This is a genomic window from Pontibacter russatus, assembly GCF_009931655.1.
Taxonomy (GTDB): Bacteria; Bacteroidota; Bacteroidia; order Cytophagales; family Hymenobacteraceae; genus Pontibacter; species Pontibacter russatus.
The window spans coordinates 1,211,062-1,229,502 of sequence record NZ_CP047984.1 but is presented as its reverse complement, the minus strand read 5'-3'; the positions used below and the strand labels follow the sequence as shown (position 1 = coordinate 1,229,502).

General features: G+C 56.6%; 15 protein-coding genes. 4 read left to right on the top strand and 11 right to left on the bottom strand.

The genetic code is table 11. The features are described 5' to 3' along the window. Window positions 1–32 precede the first annotated feature (32 nt). Window positions 33–1,055, bottom strand: a complete 1,023-nt coding sequence (locus GSQ62_RS05075) for an SDR family oxidoreductase (RefSeq protein WP_161888502.1) — start codon at window positions 1,053–1,055, stop codon at window positions 33–35. A gap of 177 nt (window positions 1,056–1,232) precedes the next feature. On the opposite strand from GSQ62_RS05075, the gene GSQ62_RS05070 reads away from it, so the two are divergent. Continuing rightward, window positions 1,233–1,712: a vitamin K epoxide reductase family protein gene (locus tag GSQ62_RS05070; protein WP_161888501.1), complete on the top strand. Its 480-nt coding sequence runs from the start codon at window positions 1,233–1,235 to the stop codon at window positions 1,710–1,712. A 358-nt stretch (window positions 1,713–2,070) separates the two neighbouring features. Next, on the top strand, window positions 2,071–3,408 hold the full coding sequence (locus GSQ62_RS05065; RefSeq protein WP_161888500.1) for a PQQ-dependent sugar dehydrogenase: 1,338 nt from the start codon (window positions 2,071–2,073) through the stop codon (window positions 3,406–3,408). 128 nt (window positions 3,409–3,536) lie between these two features. Here GSQ62_RS05065 and GSQ62_RS05060 read toward each other — a convergent pair whose 3' ends face one another. After that, the gene (locus GSQ62_RS05060) at window positions 3,537–4,175 is read right to left on the bottom strand and encodes a hypothetical protein (RefSeq protein WP_161888499.1); all 639 of its coding nucleotides are present in this window, start codon (window positions 4,173–4,175) and stop codon (window positions 3,537–3,539) included. Window positions 4,176–4,587: 412 nt separating this feature from the next. Here GSQ62_RS05060 and GSQ62_RS05055 point away from each other — a divergent pair, with 412 nt between their 5' ends. After that, window positions 4,588–4,815, top strand: a complete 228-nt coding sequence (locus tag GSQ62_RS05055) for a hypothetical protein (protein WP_237586994.1) — start codon at window positions 4,588–4,590, stop codon at window positions 4,813–4,815. A gap of 185 nt (window positions 4,816–5,000) precedes the next feature. Here GSQ62_RS05055 and GSQ62_RS05050 read toward each other — a convergent pair whose 3' ends face one another. From GSQ62_RS05050 to GSQ62_RS05010, 9 genes are all read right to left on the bottom strand, one after another. After that, a complete protein-coding gene (locus tag GSQ62_RS05050) occupies window positions 5,001–5,633 on the bottom strand; it encodes a DUF3347 domain-containing protein (protein WP_161888497.1) in 633 nt (210 codons plus the stop codon). A gap of 137 nt (window positions 5,634–5,770) precedes the next feature. Further along, window positions 5,771–6,976, bottom strand: a complete 1,206-nt coding sequence (locus GSQ62_RS05045) for an efflux RND transporter periplasmic adaptor subunit (protein ID WP_161888496.1) — start codon at window positions 6,974–6,976, stop codon at window positions 5,771–5,773. A gap of 217 nt (window positions 6,977–7,193) precedes the next feature. After that, window positions 7,194–8,504 (bottom strand): efflux RND transporter periplasmic adaptor subunit, encoded by a 1,311-nt coding sequence (locus tag GSQ62_RS05040; RefSeq protein WP_161888495.1) that lies wholly within the window; start codon window positions 8,502–8,504, stop codon window positions 7,194–7,196. A gap of 240 nt (window positions 8,505–8,744) precedes the next feature. Continuing rightward, window positions 8,745–9,965, bottom strand: a complete 1,221-nt coding sequence (locus GSQ62_RS05035; RefSeq protein WP_237587138.1) for a TolC family protein — start codon at window positions 9,963–9,965, stop codon at window positions 8,745–8,747. A gap of 55 nt (window positions 9,966–10,020) precedes the next feature. Then, window positions 10,021–11,916, bottom strand: a complete 1,896-nt coding sequence (locus GSQ62_RS05030; RefSeq protein WP_161888493.1) for an efflux RND transporter permease subunit — start codon at window positions 11,914–11,916, stop codon at window positions 10,021–10,023. A gap of 42 nt (window positions 11,917–11,958) precedes the next feature. Next, a complete protein-coding gene (locus tag GSQ62_RS05025) occupies window positions 11,959–12,336 on the bottom strand; it encodes a four helix bundle protein (protein ID WP_161888492.1) in 378 nt (125 codons plus the stop codon). A gap of 38 nt (window positions 12,337–12,374) precedes the next feature. Beyond that, window positions 12,375–13,649: an efflux RND transporter permease subunit gene (locus GSQ62_RS05020; RefSeq protein WP_161888491.1), complete on the bottom strand. Its 1,275-nt coding sequence runs from the start codon at window positions 13,647–13,649 to the stop codon at window positions 12,375–12,377. Window positions 13,650–13,778: 129 nt separating this feature from the next. Next, window positions 13,779–14,252, bottom strand: a complete 474-nt coding sequence (locus GSQ62_RS05015) for an HYC_CC_PP family protein (RefSeq protein ID WP_161888490.1) — start codon at window positions 14,250–14,252, stop codon at window positions 13,779–13,781. Between the two features lie 116 nt (window positions 14,253–14,368). Then, window positions 14,369–15,175, bottom strand: a complete 807-nt coding sequence (locus GSQ62_RS05010; protein WP_161888489.1) for an SDR family oxidoreductase — start codon at window positions 15,173–15,175, stop codon at window positions 14,369–14,371. A gap of 267 nt (window positions 15,176–15,442) precedes the next feature. On the opposite strand from GSQ62_RS05010, the gene GSQ62_RS05005 reads away from it, so the two are divergent. Continuing rightward, a complete protein-coding gene (locus GSQ62_RS05005; RefSeq protein ID WP_161888488.1) occupies window positions 15,443–18,367 on the top strand; it encodes a triple tyrosine motif-containing protein in 2,925 nt (974 codons plus the stop codon). Window positions 18,368–18,441 lie beyond the last annotated feature (74 nt).

The following is an 18,441-nucleotide window of genomic DNA, read 5'->3' as shown; positions in this document are numbered from 1 at the left end:
CGCTTTATATATGGGTACCCTGTTAAGCAGTCCTAATCATCGTCCTGCCACTTCTTCATCAACATGCCGCCCAGCACGACGCCTCCCAAAGCCAGTGCCCCCTGCAGTAGCAGGTCGCGGTTCAGGCTGAGCCACACCTGCGGGCTGGAGTAGGTGGCCTGGTCGTCGAAGGTGCCGTGCGCGCCGTGGTCGCCGGGAATGGGCTCCCAGAGGTTGTCCCTGCGGTTCGGGTCTTCGGGCTCGTTGGTCTGTTGCCCCTCGTAGCCGTTTTTGGCCAGCACGTAATCGGCAAACCACGGCGCTATCTTGTTGCCGATGATGGCTTTCAAAGTGGGGTAGCCGACACGGTACTCGCGGCGGTTGTGCTCGGCGGCGTACACAATCACTTTGGCAGCCACTTCCGGCTGGTAAATCTTGCCCATTGGCTGCGGCTTGTTGGGCAGCCGCGATTTCACGAAGCCGAACTGGGTGGTGTTCATAGCGGGTAGCTGCACCATGGTGGCCTGCACATTGCTCTTGTCGTGCAGCAGCTCAGTGCGCAGCGAGTCGTAGAAGCCTTCGATGGCGTGCTTAGCGCCGCAGTAGGCCGACTGCAGCGGAATGCCGCGGTAGGCGAGGGCCGAACCCACCAGCACGATGGAGCCGCGGTCGCGGGGCAGCATGCGCTTCAGCGCCGATAGCGTGCCATATACCTGCCCCAGGTAAGTCACCTCGGTCACACGCTTGTACTCCTCCGCCTTCATTTCTTTGATGGGGCTGAACACGCTGTTCATGGCGTTGTTCACCCACACGTCAATCTCCCCCAGTTCTTCCTCAATCTTGGCCGCCGCGTTTTCCACGGCGTCCGCATCAGCCACATCCAGCGCATAGTAAGCAGCCCGGCGTCCAAGGGCTTCCACCTCTTTCTTGGCTCCCTCCAGCCCGTCTATGCCACGGGCAATCAGCGCCACATCATATCCATTCAGAGCAAATTCGCGGGCAATCGCCCTGCCCAGGCCCGCAGAAGAACCCGTTACGACCGCCACTCCCTTATAGCCATTGTTGTTGTTATCCATAGTTTTAACAGATTTAGTAGTGTCCATTTCTTCTGTTGTTGGTACGCCTGCTTCCGGCACTTAGTTGTAAATGCGGTTTTTGCGGCCACTTATATATAGGCCATATATAGGCTGGTGCTGCGGCAAAGGAACCCCGCCTGTGCCACCGCGTAAAGCGAGAAGACAAACCCGCAAGCTATGAAAACAGAGACATCGGCCATCGACAAAATCAGAAACGACTCCTCCGAAGCCACCAATTACCGCCGCCAGTTAGCCGCCTTGTCTGCGCTGGGCCTGGCTGATTTCAGCCTGATATCCCTCTTCCAACTGGGCTATATCCGGCACATGCCCGACCTGCCGGGCGAGGTGTTCGACACGGAGCAAGTGAATTCTTCCAAAGCCGCGGTGCTGTTGGGCATGCCCGACGGCGTCATCAGTCTGGGCAGCTATGCCGCCACCATGCTGCTGGCCACTGCCGCTACCCGGTATAAGAAGCCCTCGCGCGTGCTGGATGTGGCCATGGGCGGCATAGTGCTGGGGCAGGCTGCAGGCGGCGCGCTCTACCTCTACAACATGGCTTTTGTGCAGAAAAAAGTGTGTATCTACTGCGTAGCCGGAGCCCTCATCAACTTTGCGTCCCTGATTCCATTGCGGAAGCTGTTGAAGCGGCGCGACTGAGTTGTATCTGGTTTGCCACCAACGCAGAAGTCCGGCGCATCTTTTACAGATGCGCCGGACTTTGCAGTTGTATATGGCTTAAGACAAGAAGGGGGCCGCTAAGGCGCAGCAGCAGGGCAATTAGCCTGTTTTCCTACAGCCCACGCACTTGGCTATTCTACTTCCCTGGGAGCAGCTCATATATAGCACCTGCAGGTCAGCGCCTGATTTTCTATGTAAGTGATGGATTTAAAGTTGGTTAACTGTATCTAAATGTGAGTGAAGGAATGGATTAATATAAACGATAAGCGTTTATATGTAATAATTCTTATTTCGGTAAGAGTGTTTCTCTAGATTTGCTAACCAAAATATATATACTATGAAACACTTTATCAAACTTTCCTTCCTCGGTGTCTGCCTTCTTCTTGTGTCCTGCCACGATGACGATTTTCCTGTGATTGTGGGAAACGGAGACTCCATTGAGCTGGAGTTAGTGGCGGATAACCTGACTGCTCCCGTGTTCCTGGCGCAGGCCCCCGGCGACAACCGGCGCCTCTTTGTGGTAGACCAGATAGGGGAGATCCGAATAATTAAAGACGGTGCCCTGAGTGAAACACCATTCCTCGACTTGAAGGACAAGATTGTGCCCCTAAACCCGGGCTACGACGAGCGCGGCCTGCTGGGACTTGCCTTCCACCCCGACTATGCCTACAACGGACGCTTCTTCGTGTACTACAGTGCGCCGCTGCGTGGTTCTGCCCCGGCAGACTTCAACCACACCAGTCATATATCGGAGTTCCGGATGATGCCTGGCAACCCTGACATGGCAGATGCAACTTCTGAGCGGCTTATCATGGCCGTGGACCAGCCGCAGCGAAACCACAACGGCGGCACATTGCAGTTCAGCCCCCTCGACAAGCACCTGTATATATCCCTGGGCGATGGCGGCGGCGCGAATGACGTGGGCGTGGGGCACGTGGAGGACTGGTACGCGGAGAATGCAGGCGGCAACGGGCAGGACATCTCCCAGAACCTGCTGGGAAGCATTTTGCGCATCAACGTGAACAGCGGCTCCCCCTATGGCATACCTGCCGACAATCCCTTTGTAGGCAAAGAGGGGCTGGATGAGATATACGCATTCGGTTTCCGCAACCCTTACCGCTACTCCTTCGACAGGCAGACAGGCATGCTGCTTGTGGGAGATGCCGGCCAGGCTTTGTATGAGGAGGTAAGTGTGGTAACCAAGGGCGGCAACTACGGCTGGAACGTGAAAGAAGGCCGCCACTGCTTTAATGCGGCGGATAACATGAACCCGCCTGCTGACTGCCCTGATGTAGACATCTGGGGGAACGTGCTGATTGACCCGGTAATCGAGTTTAAGAACAGCAGCAACTTTGCCGATGGCCTGGGAGTGGTTGTCGTGGGTGGCTACGTGTACAGGGGCAGCGACCAGTTCTACAACCTCGGGGGAGAATACATCTTTGGCGTGTGGTCTGAGGGGGATGGTGGAAGCGGCGGTGCCCTGTATGCCGCCAATGCAAAAGCCGGAAGCCCCAACTGGAAATTCCGCAAACTGGCTATCGACAACCATCCGCAGGACGAACTGGGGCACAACCTGCTGGGCTTTGGCGAGGACAACGACGGAGAACTTTATGTACTGACAACCGACCAAACCGGGCCGCAGGGCAATACCGGCAAGGTCTTCAGGGTTGAATAAAAACAGATAAAAGATTAAGGAGAAGCTGCAGCATGTATATAGGCATCGCTGCAACTTCTCCCTTTCTTTATAAGGGCCACCGCAGCCATATATACTGCAGTAATGCCCGCCTCTCTGTTGGGTTTCTGTTAGCTTTTTGTCTCCTTGGCTTCCTCCAGGTGTACAAGGTATTTGGTGAGTTTGTCCCACTGCAGCCCCTGTACACCGGCCCATCCGCCTTCGGCCACCAGCGTGTTCAGCAGGGCGCGGTTGCCGGATTCCTGCCCTTCGTTGTTGATGCCCTCGTTGCGCCCAATCTCGTAGGCATGCAGGGTGTTGCCCTCGCGCACCACCCGGAACGTGCTGCTGGCCTCCTTGATGAAGAAATGCTCGATGACCTTGTCCTCCTGATGCCGCTCCTGCGGTTTCTCGCTCGGGTGTACCACAAACTCGGCAAGGTTTTCCTCCTCCCGTATATCCGTTATCTGCACCCAGTTGTCCAGGGTAGAGGCCGGGAGGATGATGTCTATATAGTACCCCACCTCCGGCTTTGTCGCGGCAGTGCGGCGCCCACGGCTGTCGTACAGGTTGAACTCGGAGTTAAAGCCCGCCATCCTGGACCAGCCGTTTACATCGAACAGCTTTTGCTTCGACCGCCCGAACGCCTCGCGGGCAGCGGCCTCATCAGGAAACTCATTATGGTTGCTATACACCTTGTCCTTGGTCTCATCGCCCTGCAGCACCTTCACTTCCTTCTTCAGGTTATCAAACATATCTTTCAGTCCCATATCGCTGCGCTTCCTCCGAAAGCCTAAAAATTAAACATTTCACACAGAGGCAATACGGCCCGAGAAAGCAGATGTTTGTGCCTGCCCTTCTTTTTATTGGCAGCTAACCATCAACAGTCTGGAGGGCGGGAGGAATGATACCGGCTGAAGCACAGGTTTTTCCGGGGAATACCACAGGAGGCGGCACGGCCTGGCGAAGACATATAAAAGGCAGCAGCAGGTCTGTCTGCACGGGAAAAACCGGTCCGGAAAGCGGCAAAGCCGTGGAGGTGCCCGGGAACAGCGTGAACAGCCGACACAGGCTTCTGCCCGGTATATTGCTGGCAGCCAAACCCAAGTAGGCGGTGTTCGTTAGAAAGAAAGGGCCAGAGGGGCTGCTAATTAATTTCTAATGATATAAACTATGGAACCAATGGGAGAATTTTTTTTAGGAATGGGCATTATCGGCCTCGTACTGGGGCTGGTGGCGCTGCTGGTGTACTTATGGAGTATTGTCTGGTCTTACAGAGACGCGGAGCGAAGAGGGAAGCCGGGTTGGCTGGTGGCGCTTGTGGTGGCGTTTCTGGCGTGGCCCGTGGGGCTGCTGCTGTGGCTGCTCGTGCGGCCCGACCACCGGACGACCTACCACCGCGAGCCTTAAAAGAAGCGCCTGCGTCTGCTCAGTCCTGCATATATGGCTGCTATACAGCTGATGCAGCAGGGCATTTAGATGATACATTTCGTTGAATTGAACAGGTGCCGGACAGGCACCGAATAAATAATTTTAAGCATTAAAAAAGGCAGCCCTATATATAGGGCTGCCTTTTTTAATGCGAAGATGAGAGCTTATTGCTTGTACACTTCTTCGGTGCTGCCGCACTTCAGCATCTTGTCGCCGAAGTAGGGGTTCTGGATCTCCTTGTTTGCGCTCAGCCAGTAGGCGCCTTTGTCGTTCAGCGCCATCGGGCAGTGCTGGTAATAGAGCGTCTGGCCAGCGGCGTCGAAGGCTTTGGCTAATGAGAAAACAGCCTCTGACAAGTGCTCCAGGTGCTCCCGCTGCGCCTCTATATCCGAAGCACCCGCCATTGCCTCAGCGGCGCTGATTACTGTTGCGGTTTTTTCCTCGGCGTATGCTTTTTCATCGCTGGTGAGCGTGGCGAACGGCATGGCTTTGGCAACGGTCAGCACCTCGGTGGCCGCGGCTTTGGCGGCAGCGGCATCAGATGCCACCAGCGCGTCTTTCAGCTCCAGGTACTGGCTCACCAATTGGTCTATCTGCTGCTGCAGGGGTTCGGCCACCGATTCGAAATCAGGCGTTTCTACCACCATGCTGGCGGGCGTGGCTGTTGTTGCGGCATCGCCGCCTGTGCCTTCCTGGTTCGTGGCAGTAGCCCCCGTGGTTTCGGCAGTGTTCTCTGATGAGCAGGAAGCAAAGGTAAATGCAGCAACTACGGCTACGGCGAAAATTCTCTTTTTCATGGTTGATAAATTTAAAAATTGAATAATTGACTTGTAAATGCTTGGTTATATATAAATAAGTTGAAAAGCTAACCTGGACCGAATCATGAATAATGGAAGGATGTACATTCAATTATTCAAAATTCGCTCATTCAAAATTAATGGTTATGGCCCGCCATGGGGTCAGCCCCCTTTTTCAGCACGAACTCGCTGTAAAGCAAATAGGCCCCTGAAGTGACTACTTCGTCATTCTCCTTGACGCCACTCAGGATGGCTACGTTATCCGTGCCCGCCTCGCCCAAAGTCACCATGCGCGCCTGAAACGTGTTCTCGCCCGTCTGCACCCACACATGGCTGCCGTTCTCGTCTCGAACCACGGCATCGGTGGGTACAACCAGGGCTGTGCCACTCTTCCCCGGCAGGGTGACGTTGACCTGCATGCCCGGCAAATACTGCCCGTCCTTGTTCGGCAGTTCGGCGCGCAGCACCGCCACCTGGCTGCCCTGCCTGTACTCTGGGCTGATGAACGTGACCTTGGCCGGAACCGCGCCCGCTGCAATCCCCTGCACCGCCACCTGTACCTGGTCGCCCGCCTGCACGTTGTCCAGTTCCTGCGGGTACAACTCGGCCTCCACCCATATCTTATCCAGCTTCCCGAGCCGGTAAAGCACGGCTCCCTCGGCGATGTACTGTCCCTCGGCAGCGGCCACCTCCGTCACCACGCCGGAGGTGGGAGACACAAAGGTAACACGCGCATCTAAGTTTTCTGTTTTGGCCAGGCTCCTGACCTGGGCTTCGGTGAGGCCATATAGCCGCAGCTTCTGTCTGGCCGCCTCCAGGAATGAGGCGAAACGCGGATTCTCCTTACCCAGTTCCTCGTGTTGTTTCAGGGCCAGCAGGTACTCGCGCTGCAGTGTCAGGAGTTCTTCGGAGTACAGCTCATATAGGGGCTGCCCTTTCTGCACCGTTTGCCCGTTTTCCTTTATATATAATTTTTCGATGCGGCCCTGTGCGCGGCTGCTCACCACGTCTGTCTGTGTCTCGTCGAGCACCAGCCTGCCTGTCAGGAGCGTGTTGCTGGCTACGTCACCCGGCGTGATGCGCGCCGTTTTGATGTTGCCCAGCGCTATCTGCCGCTCGCTCAGCATCAGTTCCCCCTCTTTTTCCCCGCTCTGCGACACAGGCACCAGGTCCATGTGGCAGATGGGGCAGGTGCCCGGCTCCGACTGCACGATCTGGGGGTGCATCGGGCAGGTATAGGTGGTTTCCGCTGCGGCCTCCTCGCCTTGCTCGTGCTGCCCGGTTTGGCAGGCGCTGATGCCGATGAAGAGCAGCAGCAGGTATATGTTCAGGTATCGTTTCATATATGCTAATTTTGAATGAGTGCTTGAGTGAATGAGTGAATTTTTAATTTTGGATAACTGACTTTTGAATGACTGAATGAGGACGGTTATATATGTCAGCAATGGCGGCGCTGCACCTTTCCGGCAAAACGCTCGCAGGACCTTCGGACACTGCGAGGTTTGGGATGCGCCTTTGCGCTGCTTCATCTCCAAATTTGCTCATCCTTAAATTTCCACATCACTCACTTACTTTCACAAAACTTTCACTATCTACCAGAAAGCGGGCGTTGGCGGCGATGAGGTCATTCTGCGCCAGCCCTTCCACCACCTGCACCTGGCCACCCGCCGTGGAGCCGATGGTGACGGCCACGGGTTTGAAGTTGCCACCTGCCTGTTTGAAGGCAATTGATCGGGTGCCGATGTCCAGCACAGCCTCGCGTGGCACCCACAGGGCGGGCGCCGTGGTATAAGCGGCAGTGGCCGACACCAGCTGGCCTACACGCGCCACCTGCTGCTGACCCGGTATATAGGCCCTCACTTTGGCAAAGCTTTCCCCGGCCTCGTAAAACGGCTGCAGGAAATCCACCTGCGCTTCCAGTTTCTCACCGGGTACCTGCGGAAACGAAATCCGGACATGGGTGCCTTTGGCAATGGAGGCAATCTCCCCGGCGGGGATGTTGAACTCGGCCCACAACTGGTCAGGGTTCACCACGCGCACCAGCGGTTGGCCAGCGGTTACGTACATGCCTTCGCGCAACGGAAGTTCTGCGCCTCCCGCGGCGGGGGCCGTTGCAGCAGCGGTTGTAGTGCCACCGCCCATGCCATAGGCCATGCCCGCCGCACCAGCCGTCGCGACAGGAACAGCGCTAGGGGTAGCCGATGGTGCCGTGGTGTTCAGCCCGATGACGTAGCCATCGTAAGGACTGTAGATGGCGAACTTGTAGCTGGCCTCCCTAGTCTGGATCAGGCGGTTGATCTGGGTTTCGGTAGCACCCAGCAGGCGCAGCTTTTGCTTTGCGGCCGCAATCAGGGCCTCGTCTTCCGGTGCCGACTGCACCAGGTACAGCAGCTCGCGCTGTGCCGTCACAAGTTCCGGGCTGTATACCTCCAGCAGCTTCTGGCCCTTTCGGATGGGCTGGTAGTTGTACTTGACATATAGCTTCTCAATGCGCCCGCCCACACGCGCCGGAATGGAGTAGATGCGGCGCTCGTCGTAGGTGATGATGCCTTCCATCTCTACGGAATCCTTCACGGCTTTCTTTTCCGGTTTGATGGTGTTGATGCTCGCCACCACCATTTGGTTTGTCGGCTGCAACAGGAAGGCCAGGTCATCCGTCATTTCAAAATCCTCTCCCTCCACCGAAGTCGGCACCAGGTCCATGTGGCAGATGGGGCAGGTGCCCGGCTCCGACTGCACGATCTGCGGGTGCATCGGGCAGGTGTAGGTGGTTTCCGCTGCGGCTTCTTCATCATGCTCGTGCTGCCCGGTTTGGCAGGCGCTGCTGCCGATGAAGAGCAGCAGCAGGTATATGTTCAGGTATCGTTTCATATATGCTAATTTTGAATGGGTGCTTGAGTGAATGAGTGAATTTTTAATTTTGGATAACTGACTTTTGAATGACTGAATGAGGACGGTTATATATGTCAGCAATGGCGGCGCTGCACCTTCCCGGCAAAACGCTCGCAGGACCTTCGGACACTACGAGGTTTGGGATGAGTCTTTGCGCTGCTTCATCTTCAAATTCCCACACCTTCAAATTCACTCACCCACTCATTCTCTCAATCACAATTACTTCTCAATCTCCTTCTCGTAAGCCACGGCCAGTTGGTACAGCTCCTGCAGGTTATTCAGGTACTCCATCTGGGCCATGTTCAGCGCTTCCCAGGCGTCGATTACCTCGGGCAACTGGGCGGTGTTCTGTTCGTAGGCCAACATGGTCACATCATAATTTTTCTTCAGGGCCGGGAGGATTTTGGTGCTGAAGTTCTCCACCTGCTCCCGTTTGGCGTTCAGCTCTAGGGCCATGGTGCCCACCATTTGCCGGGCCTCGTTCAGCATGCTCTGCCGCTCGCGCTGCATCGCCTCAATCTCCAGGTTCATGGCTTTGGTGTTGGCCTTGTACATCTTGCTCGACCAGGGCGCGATGGGTATGGAAACCATGCCCATGGCCGTGAACTGGTTTGGCATCATGCTGCTGCGGGGTGTCATATGGTCGAGGCGCAGGCTGAAGTCGGGTTTGCGCTCCAGTTTCTCCTGCTCCACGCCCAGTTGCATGCTCTCGATGGTTCTGTCGAGCTTCCGCAGGTCGCTGCGGGTTTGGTTGAGGTAAGCTGTGTCGGCGGCCAGCGCCACGGGTTCCGGTATGGCCGCCAGCGTGTCGATTTGAAAGGTTTGTTCCGTTGGCCTGTTCATCAGGGTGTTGAGCTGCACGTTCTGCTGCCGGATCTCGCTGCGCGTCATCAGCTGCATGTTCTCCACCTCGTGCAGGCGCGCTTCAGCTTTATATATACTGCCGAGTTTGCCCTGGCTGTAAGGGTAGCGGATGCGGGCCAGCTTGAGCATATACTCCATGATGCGGGCATTGTCCTGCAGCACGTCCAGCTTCTTTTCCAGCACCAGCCAGTTGTAGTAGGAGGCCTTCGCCTGCGCGCGCAGCTCGTTATATATAGCCGCACCCTCCGCCTGCTCGATGGCAGCCTTGGAATCAAAGTAGGCCTGCTTCGCGCGCTGCTTGGCCGGGTTCGGGATGGCCTGCTCCGCCGAAATCATATAGGCGCCTTCCTTCTCGGCGCCTTCCATGCTTTGGCCAGGATAGGGCAGCATGAACACGCCGGCTCCCACCATCGGGGCCATCCAGCCGGCAGCGCCTTGGGCATAGGCGTCCTGCGCCTGCGCCCGCAGGTCGTACTGCTGCAGCATGGGGTTCTCTGTCCGGATGGTCTGAAGGATGCTGTCCAGTGCCACGGGCTGCTGTTGGGCGGTGGCAGGGAAGCTATATATATATAGCATTAGCAAGGTTACCCCTGTTAACATACATCCCATTCCCGGTCTTTTTATATATAGCTTAATGCTTGACATCGTATACATCCAGTTTTCCGTGTTTCTTCAGTTCGTACTCTTTCGTCATTTCAAACACCACCGGCGTTACCAGCAGGATATGGATGGAGGAGGTAAACACGCCCCCGATCATCGGCAGCACGATGGGCAGCATCACGTCGGTGCCCACGCCGGTGGCCCACAGCACCGGAATCAGGCCAAACAACGACACCGACACCGTCATGATCTTGGGGCGAAGGCGCTTGGCGGCTCCCATGAACACGTAATCGCGGATGTCCTGTTTGGTGATGGTTTCGGATGAGTTTCCTTTAGTGTCCACCAGTTGTTTGATGGCCTCGTTCAGGTACACGACCATCACCATCGCCGTCTCAATCGCCAAACCGAACAGCGCGATAAAGCCCACCGCCACCGCCACCGACAGGTTCACGCCATAGAAGTAGACGATGAACACGCCGCCCACCAGCGCAAACGGGATGGTCACCAGGTTGAGCAGCGCCTCTTTCATTGACTTAAAAGAGAAGTACAGGATGAGGAAGATGATGACGAGCACCAGCGGGATGATGAACTGGAGCGTCTGGCTGGCGCGCACCTGATTCTCCCACTGGCCGCTCCATTCCAGGTAGTAGCCTTCCGGAATACCGGTGACCTCTGCGTTTATCTTTTCCATGGCTTCCTCCACGGTGCCGCCCAAATCGCGGTCGCGCACGTTGAAAAGCACGGCCCCGCGCAACTGCGCATTTTCGGAGTTGATCATGGGGGGGCCGCTGGTGAAGTTTATATCCGCTACCGAGGACAAGGGCACAGACCCGGCGGCTGTCTGAATCGGGATGCGTTTGATGCGCTCCACGCTGTTGCGGTAATCCTGCGCCAGGCGCACATTGATGGCGAAGCGCTCCCGCCCCTCGATGGTGTTGCCGATGGTCGCGCCACCCAGGGCGGACTCCACCATCATGTTCACGTCGTCCACCGTCAGGCCGTAGCGGCCCAAGGCCTCGCGGTTGATGTCGATCTCCAGGTATTTGCCGCCCGTGATGGGCTCCACGTACAGGTCGTTCACACCGGGCACCGTTTCCAGCGCCGTCTTCACCTTCTCCGACACGGCATATATAGAATCGAGGTTCTGTCCATATACTTTCACGCCCACGTCGGTACGGATGCCGGTGGCCAGCATGTTGATGCGGTTGATGATGGGCTGCGTCCAGCCATTCACCACCCCCGGTATCTGCAGTTTCGCGTCCAGCTCCTGAATGATGTCCTGTTTGGTGATACCCTCGCGCCACTCCGAGCGCGGTTTCAGCATGATGATGGTCTCGATCATGCTGATAGGGGAGTTGTCGGTGGCGGTGCTGGCCCGCCCGGCCTTGCCCAGCACCTGGTCTACCTCCGGCACCGACCTGATGATCTTGTCCTGCACCTGCAGGATGCGCTTGGCCTCGGCGTTCGACACATCGGGCAGCGTGACGGGCATAAACAGGACAGAGCCTTCGTCGAGTGGCGGCATAAACTCTGTGCCCAGGCTGAACAGCATCGGAATGGCCACCAGTAAGGCTATAATGTTGAGACCAATGGTGGTTTTGCGCCACTTCAGGCACCATTTCAGCACCGGGCCATATATGCGCTCCATGCCCCGGTTGACGGGGTTGGCATTTTCGTCCTTGAACTTCCCCTTCAGGAAAAAGGAGATGAGCACCGGCGTGAGCGTGATGGCCACGATGGCATCCACAATCAATATAAAGGTCTTCGTCCAGGCCAGCGGGCCGAACAGCTTTCCTTCCTGGCCCGTCAGCAGAAACACCGGCAGGAAGGAGGTAATCACGATAACCGTACTCCAGAACACGCTCGGCCCCACCTGCTTGGAGGCGTGCTCGATGATGCGGAGTCTTGTGTTTTTATCTAAGTTCATTGGATAAATTTTGAATGAATGATTGAGTGAATGAGCGAATTTTTACCGGATGGTATTCTTTCTGGCTTTCGCCAGCACCGATAGGATTTCTGTTGCCTCTTTCACTAATGGTGCTGTAGCTGACTTACTTGTAGAACCTGATTCTTCCAGTAATTCCAGCCAGAACAGCGTCTCATCTGCTTCTTCTATGACTATACTTATCTTAGAGTAAAATTCTGCCGACGACCTGGCGCGGCAGGCGGCTCTGTAGTTGGCACCTACTGAGGTGGCGGAGCGCAACAACTGCCGCTTCATGACATTTGCTTCTTCCGTTTTAGGCAAACTTTGGCTGAAGCGGATGACGTCAAGTGCCAACTTTTTAGTGCGCTGCCGGAACTGCTCCACAAACTGCTCCTTAGGTATCCTATCTAAATCACTCATTTCCCATTCAATTAAAATTCACTCATTCACTCAATCACTCATTCAAAATTCTTCCTGCTCGCCTCCGCCAGGTGCCGGTAAGAGTTCTCCACCATCACAATCGCGTCATCCACAATCACACCGATGGAGAGGGCGATGCCTGTGAGGGACATGATGTTGGAGGAGATGTCGAAGGCGTTGAGCAGGATAAAGCCGATGGAAACGGACAGCGGCAACTGAATGATGATGACCAGCGCAATGCGCCAGTGGAACAGGAACAGAAAGACGATGGCGGAAGCGACGACCATCTCCTCAATGAGTGTGGTTTTCACGGAGTCGATGCTTTCGTTGATGAGGCCGCTGCGGTCGTAGACGATGTTGAACGCCACGCCCTCCGGCAAGCCTTTGGACACTTCGGCCATTTTCTCTTTCACGTTCTCGATCACCTCGGCGGCGTTTTCCCCGTAGCGCATCACCACAATGCCGCCCACCGCCTCGCCCTCGCCGTTCAGGTCGAAGATGCCGAGGCGGCTCTCGCCCGTCATCTGCACCGTGGCCACGTCCTGCACGCGCACCGGGATGGTGTTGCTGGTGGTGATGGCGATGTTTTCGATCTCTTCTGCCGACTCGAGGTAACCTGTGGTTTTGATGATATAGCCGATGTCGGAGCGCTCGAACTTGCGGCCGCCCGCCTCGTTGTTGTTGGCCCGCACCGCCTGTATCACCTGCGGAATGGTGATGTTGTAATAGGTGAGTTTGTTGGGGTCCACCGTCACCTCGTACTGCTTCTGAAAGCCGCCGAAAGAGGCCACCTCGCTCACGCCGTCCACGTTCTGCAGCGCAAACTTCACGTACCAGTCCTGGATGGCGCGCTGCTCGCCCAGGTCTACGCCGGGGGCGTCGAGGGTATACCAGAGCACATGGCCCACACCGGTGCCGTCCGGACCAAGTGTTGGCGTGACGCCATCCGGCAGCGCGTTGGCCAGCGAGTTTAAACGCTCCAGTACCCGCGAGCGCGCCCAGTACACGTCGGTGTCGTCCTCAAAAATGATGTAGATAAAGCTCATCCCGAACATGGAGGTGCCCCGCACATACTTCACCTCGGGCAGGCCCTGCAGGTTGGTCACGAGCGGATAGGTCACCTGGTCCTCGATGATCTGGGGGCTTCGGCCCATCCACTCGGTGAACACGATGACCTGGTTCTCCGACAGGTCGGGGATGGCGTCTACTTTGTTTGTCTGCACCGAATACAGGCCCCAGCCGAACAGGACGGCTGACACAAGCAGCACAAATACACGGTTGCGCAGCGAAAAGGATATTAACTTCTCGATCATGGAAATGATGTTCTAAACTTTACAGAATGTAACAGGGGCCACAGCGGGTGTGGCAGGAAGAGAGGTGCCGGCTATATATAATACAGGGCAAAGCCAAAGCACATGGCCATATAGGGTAGCCATATATATTCAGCATGCCACGGTGGCACCTACAGCGGTAAGGTTATAGAAGGAAGGACTGCACCAGCACCGGGATGTCGCGGGCCAGCGGGGGGATTCGTAAAGTGCGTACGTGGGTTTTATATCCGCCTGAGGGGCAAAAAACTGCAGGATGACAGCCTGCACGGCGGCGATAAACTTGATGTCAAGGGTTTTGCTGAGCGTAATCGTATCGTGCCCGGAAGTAGCGTCCGAGCGCTCCACCAGCACTTTGTGGTCCAGGCAGCAAGCCTCGTCATCGGCTGCGTCCTGATCACTGGTTCCATGGCATGGCGGGGTTTCCTGCTGTTGCTCCTGCTCCATCGGGCAATCGGCGGCGGCACCGAAGAAAGTAATGTCGCGCAAGGCACCGCCGCATATATGCAAGCCCACCGCCATGCCTGTCGACGAGACGAGCACCAGCAGCGTGAGGGTAAGCAAGATGACCTGGCGGTATAATTTCATGGTTCTGAACTGAACTTGTTGCAAAGGTAAGCCTCCGGCAGCAGGAACTGTTACAAAATTAGCGTAAAAATTTGTAGAATTATATCCTTCCTATATAAATTCTGCTCCGGCAGGTTTTAACCATTGTCGCTGAAGGCCGGGTAGAGCGTCATGCCGCCGTCTACGTAGATAGTGGTGCCGGTGATATAGTCGGCCTCGTCTGTCGCCAGCCACACCGCCACCTTCGCAATGTCTTCCGGCTCACCTATGCGCCCGTAGGGGATGAGCGAGAGCATGCCTTTCAGGCCTTCCTCGCTTTCCCACACGCTCCTGTTTATCTCCGTTTTGATGGCGCCGGGCGAGATGCCGTTCACCCTGATTTTGCTGGGCGCCAGCTCCTGTGCCAGCGTTTTCATCAGCATCTGCACCCCGCCTTTGGCCGTGGCATAGTTCACGTGGCCCGCCCACGGAATGATGTCATGCACCGAGCTGATGAAGAGGATATGGCCCGCTGCTTTCCGCTCACCGGGCTGCACCTTCCGCTTTACAAACTCCCTGGCCGCCGCCTGCGCGCACAAAAAGTGGCCCGTCAGGTTAGTGTCGATCACTTTGTTCCATTCCTCCAGCGACATCTCCAGGAAAGGCGCGTCGCGCTGTATCCCGGCGTTGTTCACCAGGATGTCGACGGTGCCGAAGGTGGCGATAGCGGTCTTAAAGAGCCTGTCCACGTCTTCGGGGTTGGAGACGTCGGCCTGCACCACCAGTGCCTGGCACCCCGCCTCCTCCAGTTGGCTTTTCAGTTCCCGGGCCGATTGCTCGTTGGAACGGTAATTGATGACTACTCTGGCACCGGCGCGGCCCATGGCAAGGGCAATGCCCTCCCCGATACCGGAACTGGAACCGGTAACCACGGTTACCTTGTTCTGCAGAGGCTTGTTTTCCATCGTGTTTGTTTCGGAGTAGATGAATCGTAAAGTTTCTTTCTGCTAACGGCCATGCGGCGGGGCGGTTGCCGGAAAGGTGCGTAGGCGTTTGAGGGCAATCTTAGAGCAGTGCGGCCCAGGCAATATTTATATGCCTGCTTTGGTTTATACAGAGCTTGTCAGTCGAAGGATGATAACAGGCTTTCCGGGGTAGCAGGCATTTATTTGGGCAGAACCGGATGCTGCCTGTATGGCTAATTTTGTAATATTGTAGATATAAAGAAGGAAATGGTTGCAGTACGTGTAAATCATACCGGCTTCAGGCCAGTCTTTTTGCTGATCTTGTGTTTACTTCCCTGCTTCCTTCCGCCGCTTGCTGCTGCCTCCGAGGGCGTGCCCAGCACTGGTTTCCCGTACGTGCAGAACTTCACGAAGCACACCTACCAGGCTGGCAACCAGAACTGGTCTGTCACGCAGGGACCTGACGGTGTGATGTACTATGGCAACTCCATCGGCCTGCTGGCCTACGACGGCAACCACTGGCAACTGTACCCGATGCCCCACAACCTGACGGTGCGCGCGGTGGCCGCTGATAACAAGGGGCGTATTTATACAGGGGCCTTCGGGGAGATTGGCTACTGGGGCTACAACAGCAAAGGGCGCTTCCTGTATACCTCCCTTACCGACCTGGTGCCACCGGAATTTGCGCTTAAAGACGAAGTCTGGAAGATATACACCGACGGCGACCGGGTGCTTTTCCAGTCGTTTGCCAGCATCTTTATATATGAGAACGGCAGGATGGAGGTCGTGCGGGCGGAGGCCCCCTTCCTGTTCCTGCTCAAGGCCGGAGACCGGTACTTTGTGGAGGTAATATCGAAGGGGCTGTATGAGCTGAAAAACAAAAAGCTGGAGTTGATTGCCCCGGCTGGCGCGCCCGGTGCATCCGGTGTGCTGTCGGTGCTGCCCTTCCGGATGGGAACTTTCCTGATAGGCACCAACCGGGATGGCCTGTTTCTGTATGACGGCCACTTCCTCAAGCCCTGGCAAAACCAGGCAAACACTTTTCTGAAGGAGAACCAGCTCAACAACGGCGTGCGCCTGCAAAACGGCCGCTTCGCGTATGGCACCATCCTGAAGGGCGTGGTGGTAGTGGACACGGCCGGGAACGTGGTGCAGAAAATCGACAAGTCCAGCGGGCTGCAGAACAACACGGTGCTGAGCCTCTATGCCGACCCAATGCAAAACCTGTGGCTGGGGCTCGACAACGGCATCGACCATATAGAGATCGATTCCCCGCTTTACTTTTATTTCGACAAGGGCGGCCGGTTCGGGACGGTGTACGCCAGCATCATCCACGACAATAAAATATACCTGGGCACCAACCAGGGGCTGTTCTACAGCGCGTGGACCCCGGACGGCGTTTCCCTGTTCCAGAACCTCGACTTCCGGATGATTCCAGGGTCACAGGGGCAGGTGTGGGACCTTTCGCTGATTGACGGGCAACTGCTCTGCGGCCACAACGACGGCACCTTCCGGGTAGAGGGCGACAAACTGGTGAAAGTGTCGGACGCCAAGGGCGGCTGGGTGATCGGCAAGCTGCTCTCGGACCCCGACTACCTGCTGCAGGGCACTTACAACGGGCTGGTGCTCTACAAAAAAGACGGCAGCGGCAACTGGGCGCTGTGGCACAGGGTGGAGGGGTTCAGCGGCCCGTCGCGCTACGTGGAGCAGGACAACAGCGGCAACATCTGGGTGAGCCACGCCTACAAGGGGCTGTTCCGGCTGACGCTGAGCAATGACCTGAGAAGGGTGAAGGAGAGCAGCAACTATGGCAAAGCCAGCGGATTGCCGACCGACTACAAAATCAACATCTCCCGCCTCTTCAACCGCCTCCTGTTCTCCTCCGGTGCCGGGTTCTACGTGTTTGATGAGGTCAGCAACCGGTTCTCGCCTTACCAGGAGCTCAACACGAAGCTAGGCAGCTTTGCTTCCTCCAACCGCATCCTGCCCGCCGACAAAGACACCTACTGGTTCATCAACCACGGCAAGGTGGCCTTGGTGGACTTCGGCAGTGGCGGAGAACTGACCATCAACACCAACCAGTTCCGCATCCTGGACGGGCGCATGGTGCAGGAATACGAGAACATCAGCCGGATTCGCGCCTCCGACTACCTCATCAGCATCGACGATGGTTTTGTGGTGTACAGCAGCGGCACCCGGCAGCCGCAACCGGATCTGCCGCCCGTCCTCATCCGCAGAATCGAGAACACTACCGACGGGGCCACAGCCATCAGCGACAGGGGCAGCAGTGGCGTCCTGCTGGAACTGCCTTTCGACCGCAATAACATTCGTTTTGCATATTCCCTGCCGCTCTTCCATCAGGCGAACGTCAGGTTCCAGTACCTGCTGGAGGGGTACTCCAGCCAATGGTCTGCCTGGGGCGGGGCGGCCCAGAAGGAGTTCTCGAATCTCCCGCACGGCGAATACACCTTTAAGGTGCGGGCCCGGGTAGACGGCAGCCAGTTGGCGGAGGCGGCCATATATACCTTCACGGTTTTGCCGCCGTGGTACGCCACCACCTGGGCCTTCCTCGCCTACGCCGTGCTGGCGACCCTGCTGGCGCTGCTGCTCCGGAAGCTGTATTACCTGAAGCTGCAGCGCGACAAGGCACGGATCGAGCAAAAGCTGGAGCAGGAGAAGCAGGAGCACCTGAAGCGGGAGGCCCTGCTGCACGAGCAGAAACTGGTGAAGCTGCGCAATGAGCAGCTGCGGTCGGAGCTCTCGGGCAAGAGCCGCGAACTGGCCAGCACCGCCCTGAACATCGTGTACAAGAACGAGCTGTTGCAGAATATACGGGTGGAGATGCACAAACTGGAGGACGCGGACGGCAACAGGCTGCCTGCCGCCAGGCTCCGGAAAATACAAAAGATCATAGACGAGGGCATGGGCGACCGGCACGACTGGAACCGGTTTGAGAACAGCTTTGACGAGGCCCACGAAAACTACTTCAAAAAGCTGAAAGAGGGCTATCCCGAACTCACCCCGAACGACCTTAAACTGAGTGCCTACCTGCGCATGAACATGAGCAGTAAAGAGATTGCCTCGCTGCTGAACATCACGGTGCGCAGCGTGGAACTGCGCCGCTACCGGCTGCGCAAGAAGCTAAATATGGAGCACGACAAGAACCTCGTCGAGTTCTTTATGGGGCTGTAGCACCTCTCTTTTACCACATCATTACCTCTCATTACCCCCGGATACGCTGCTCCGGGGGCTTTTTTTTGTCTTTC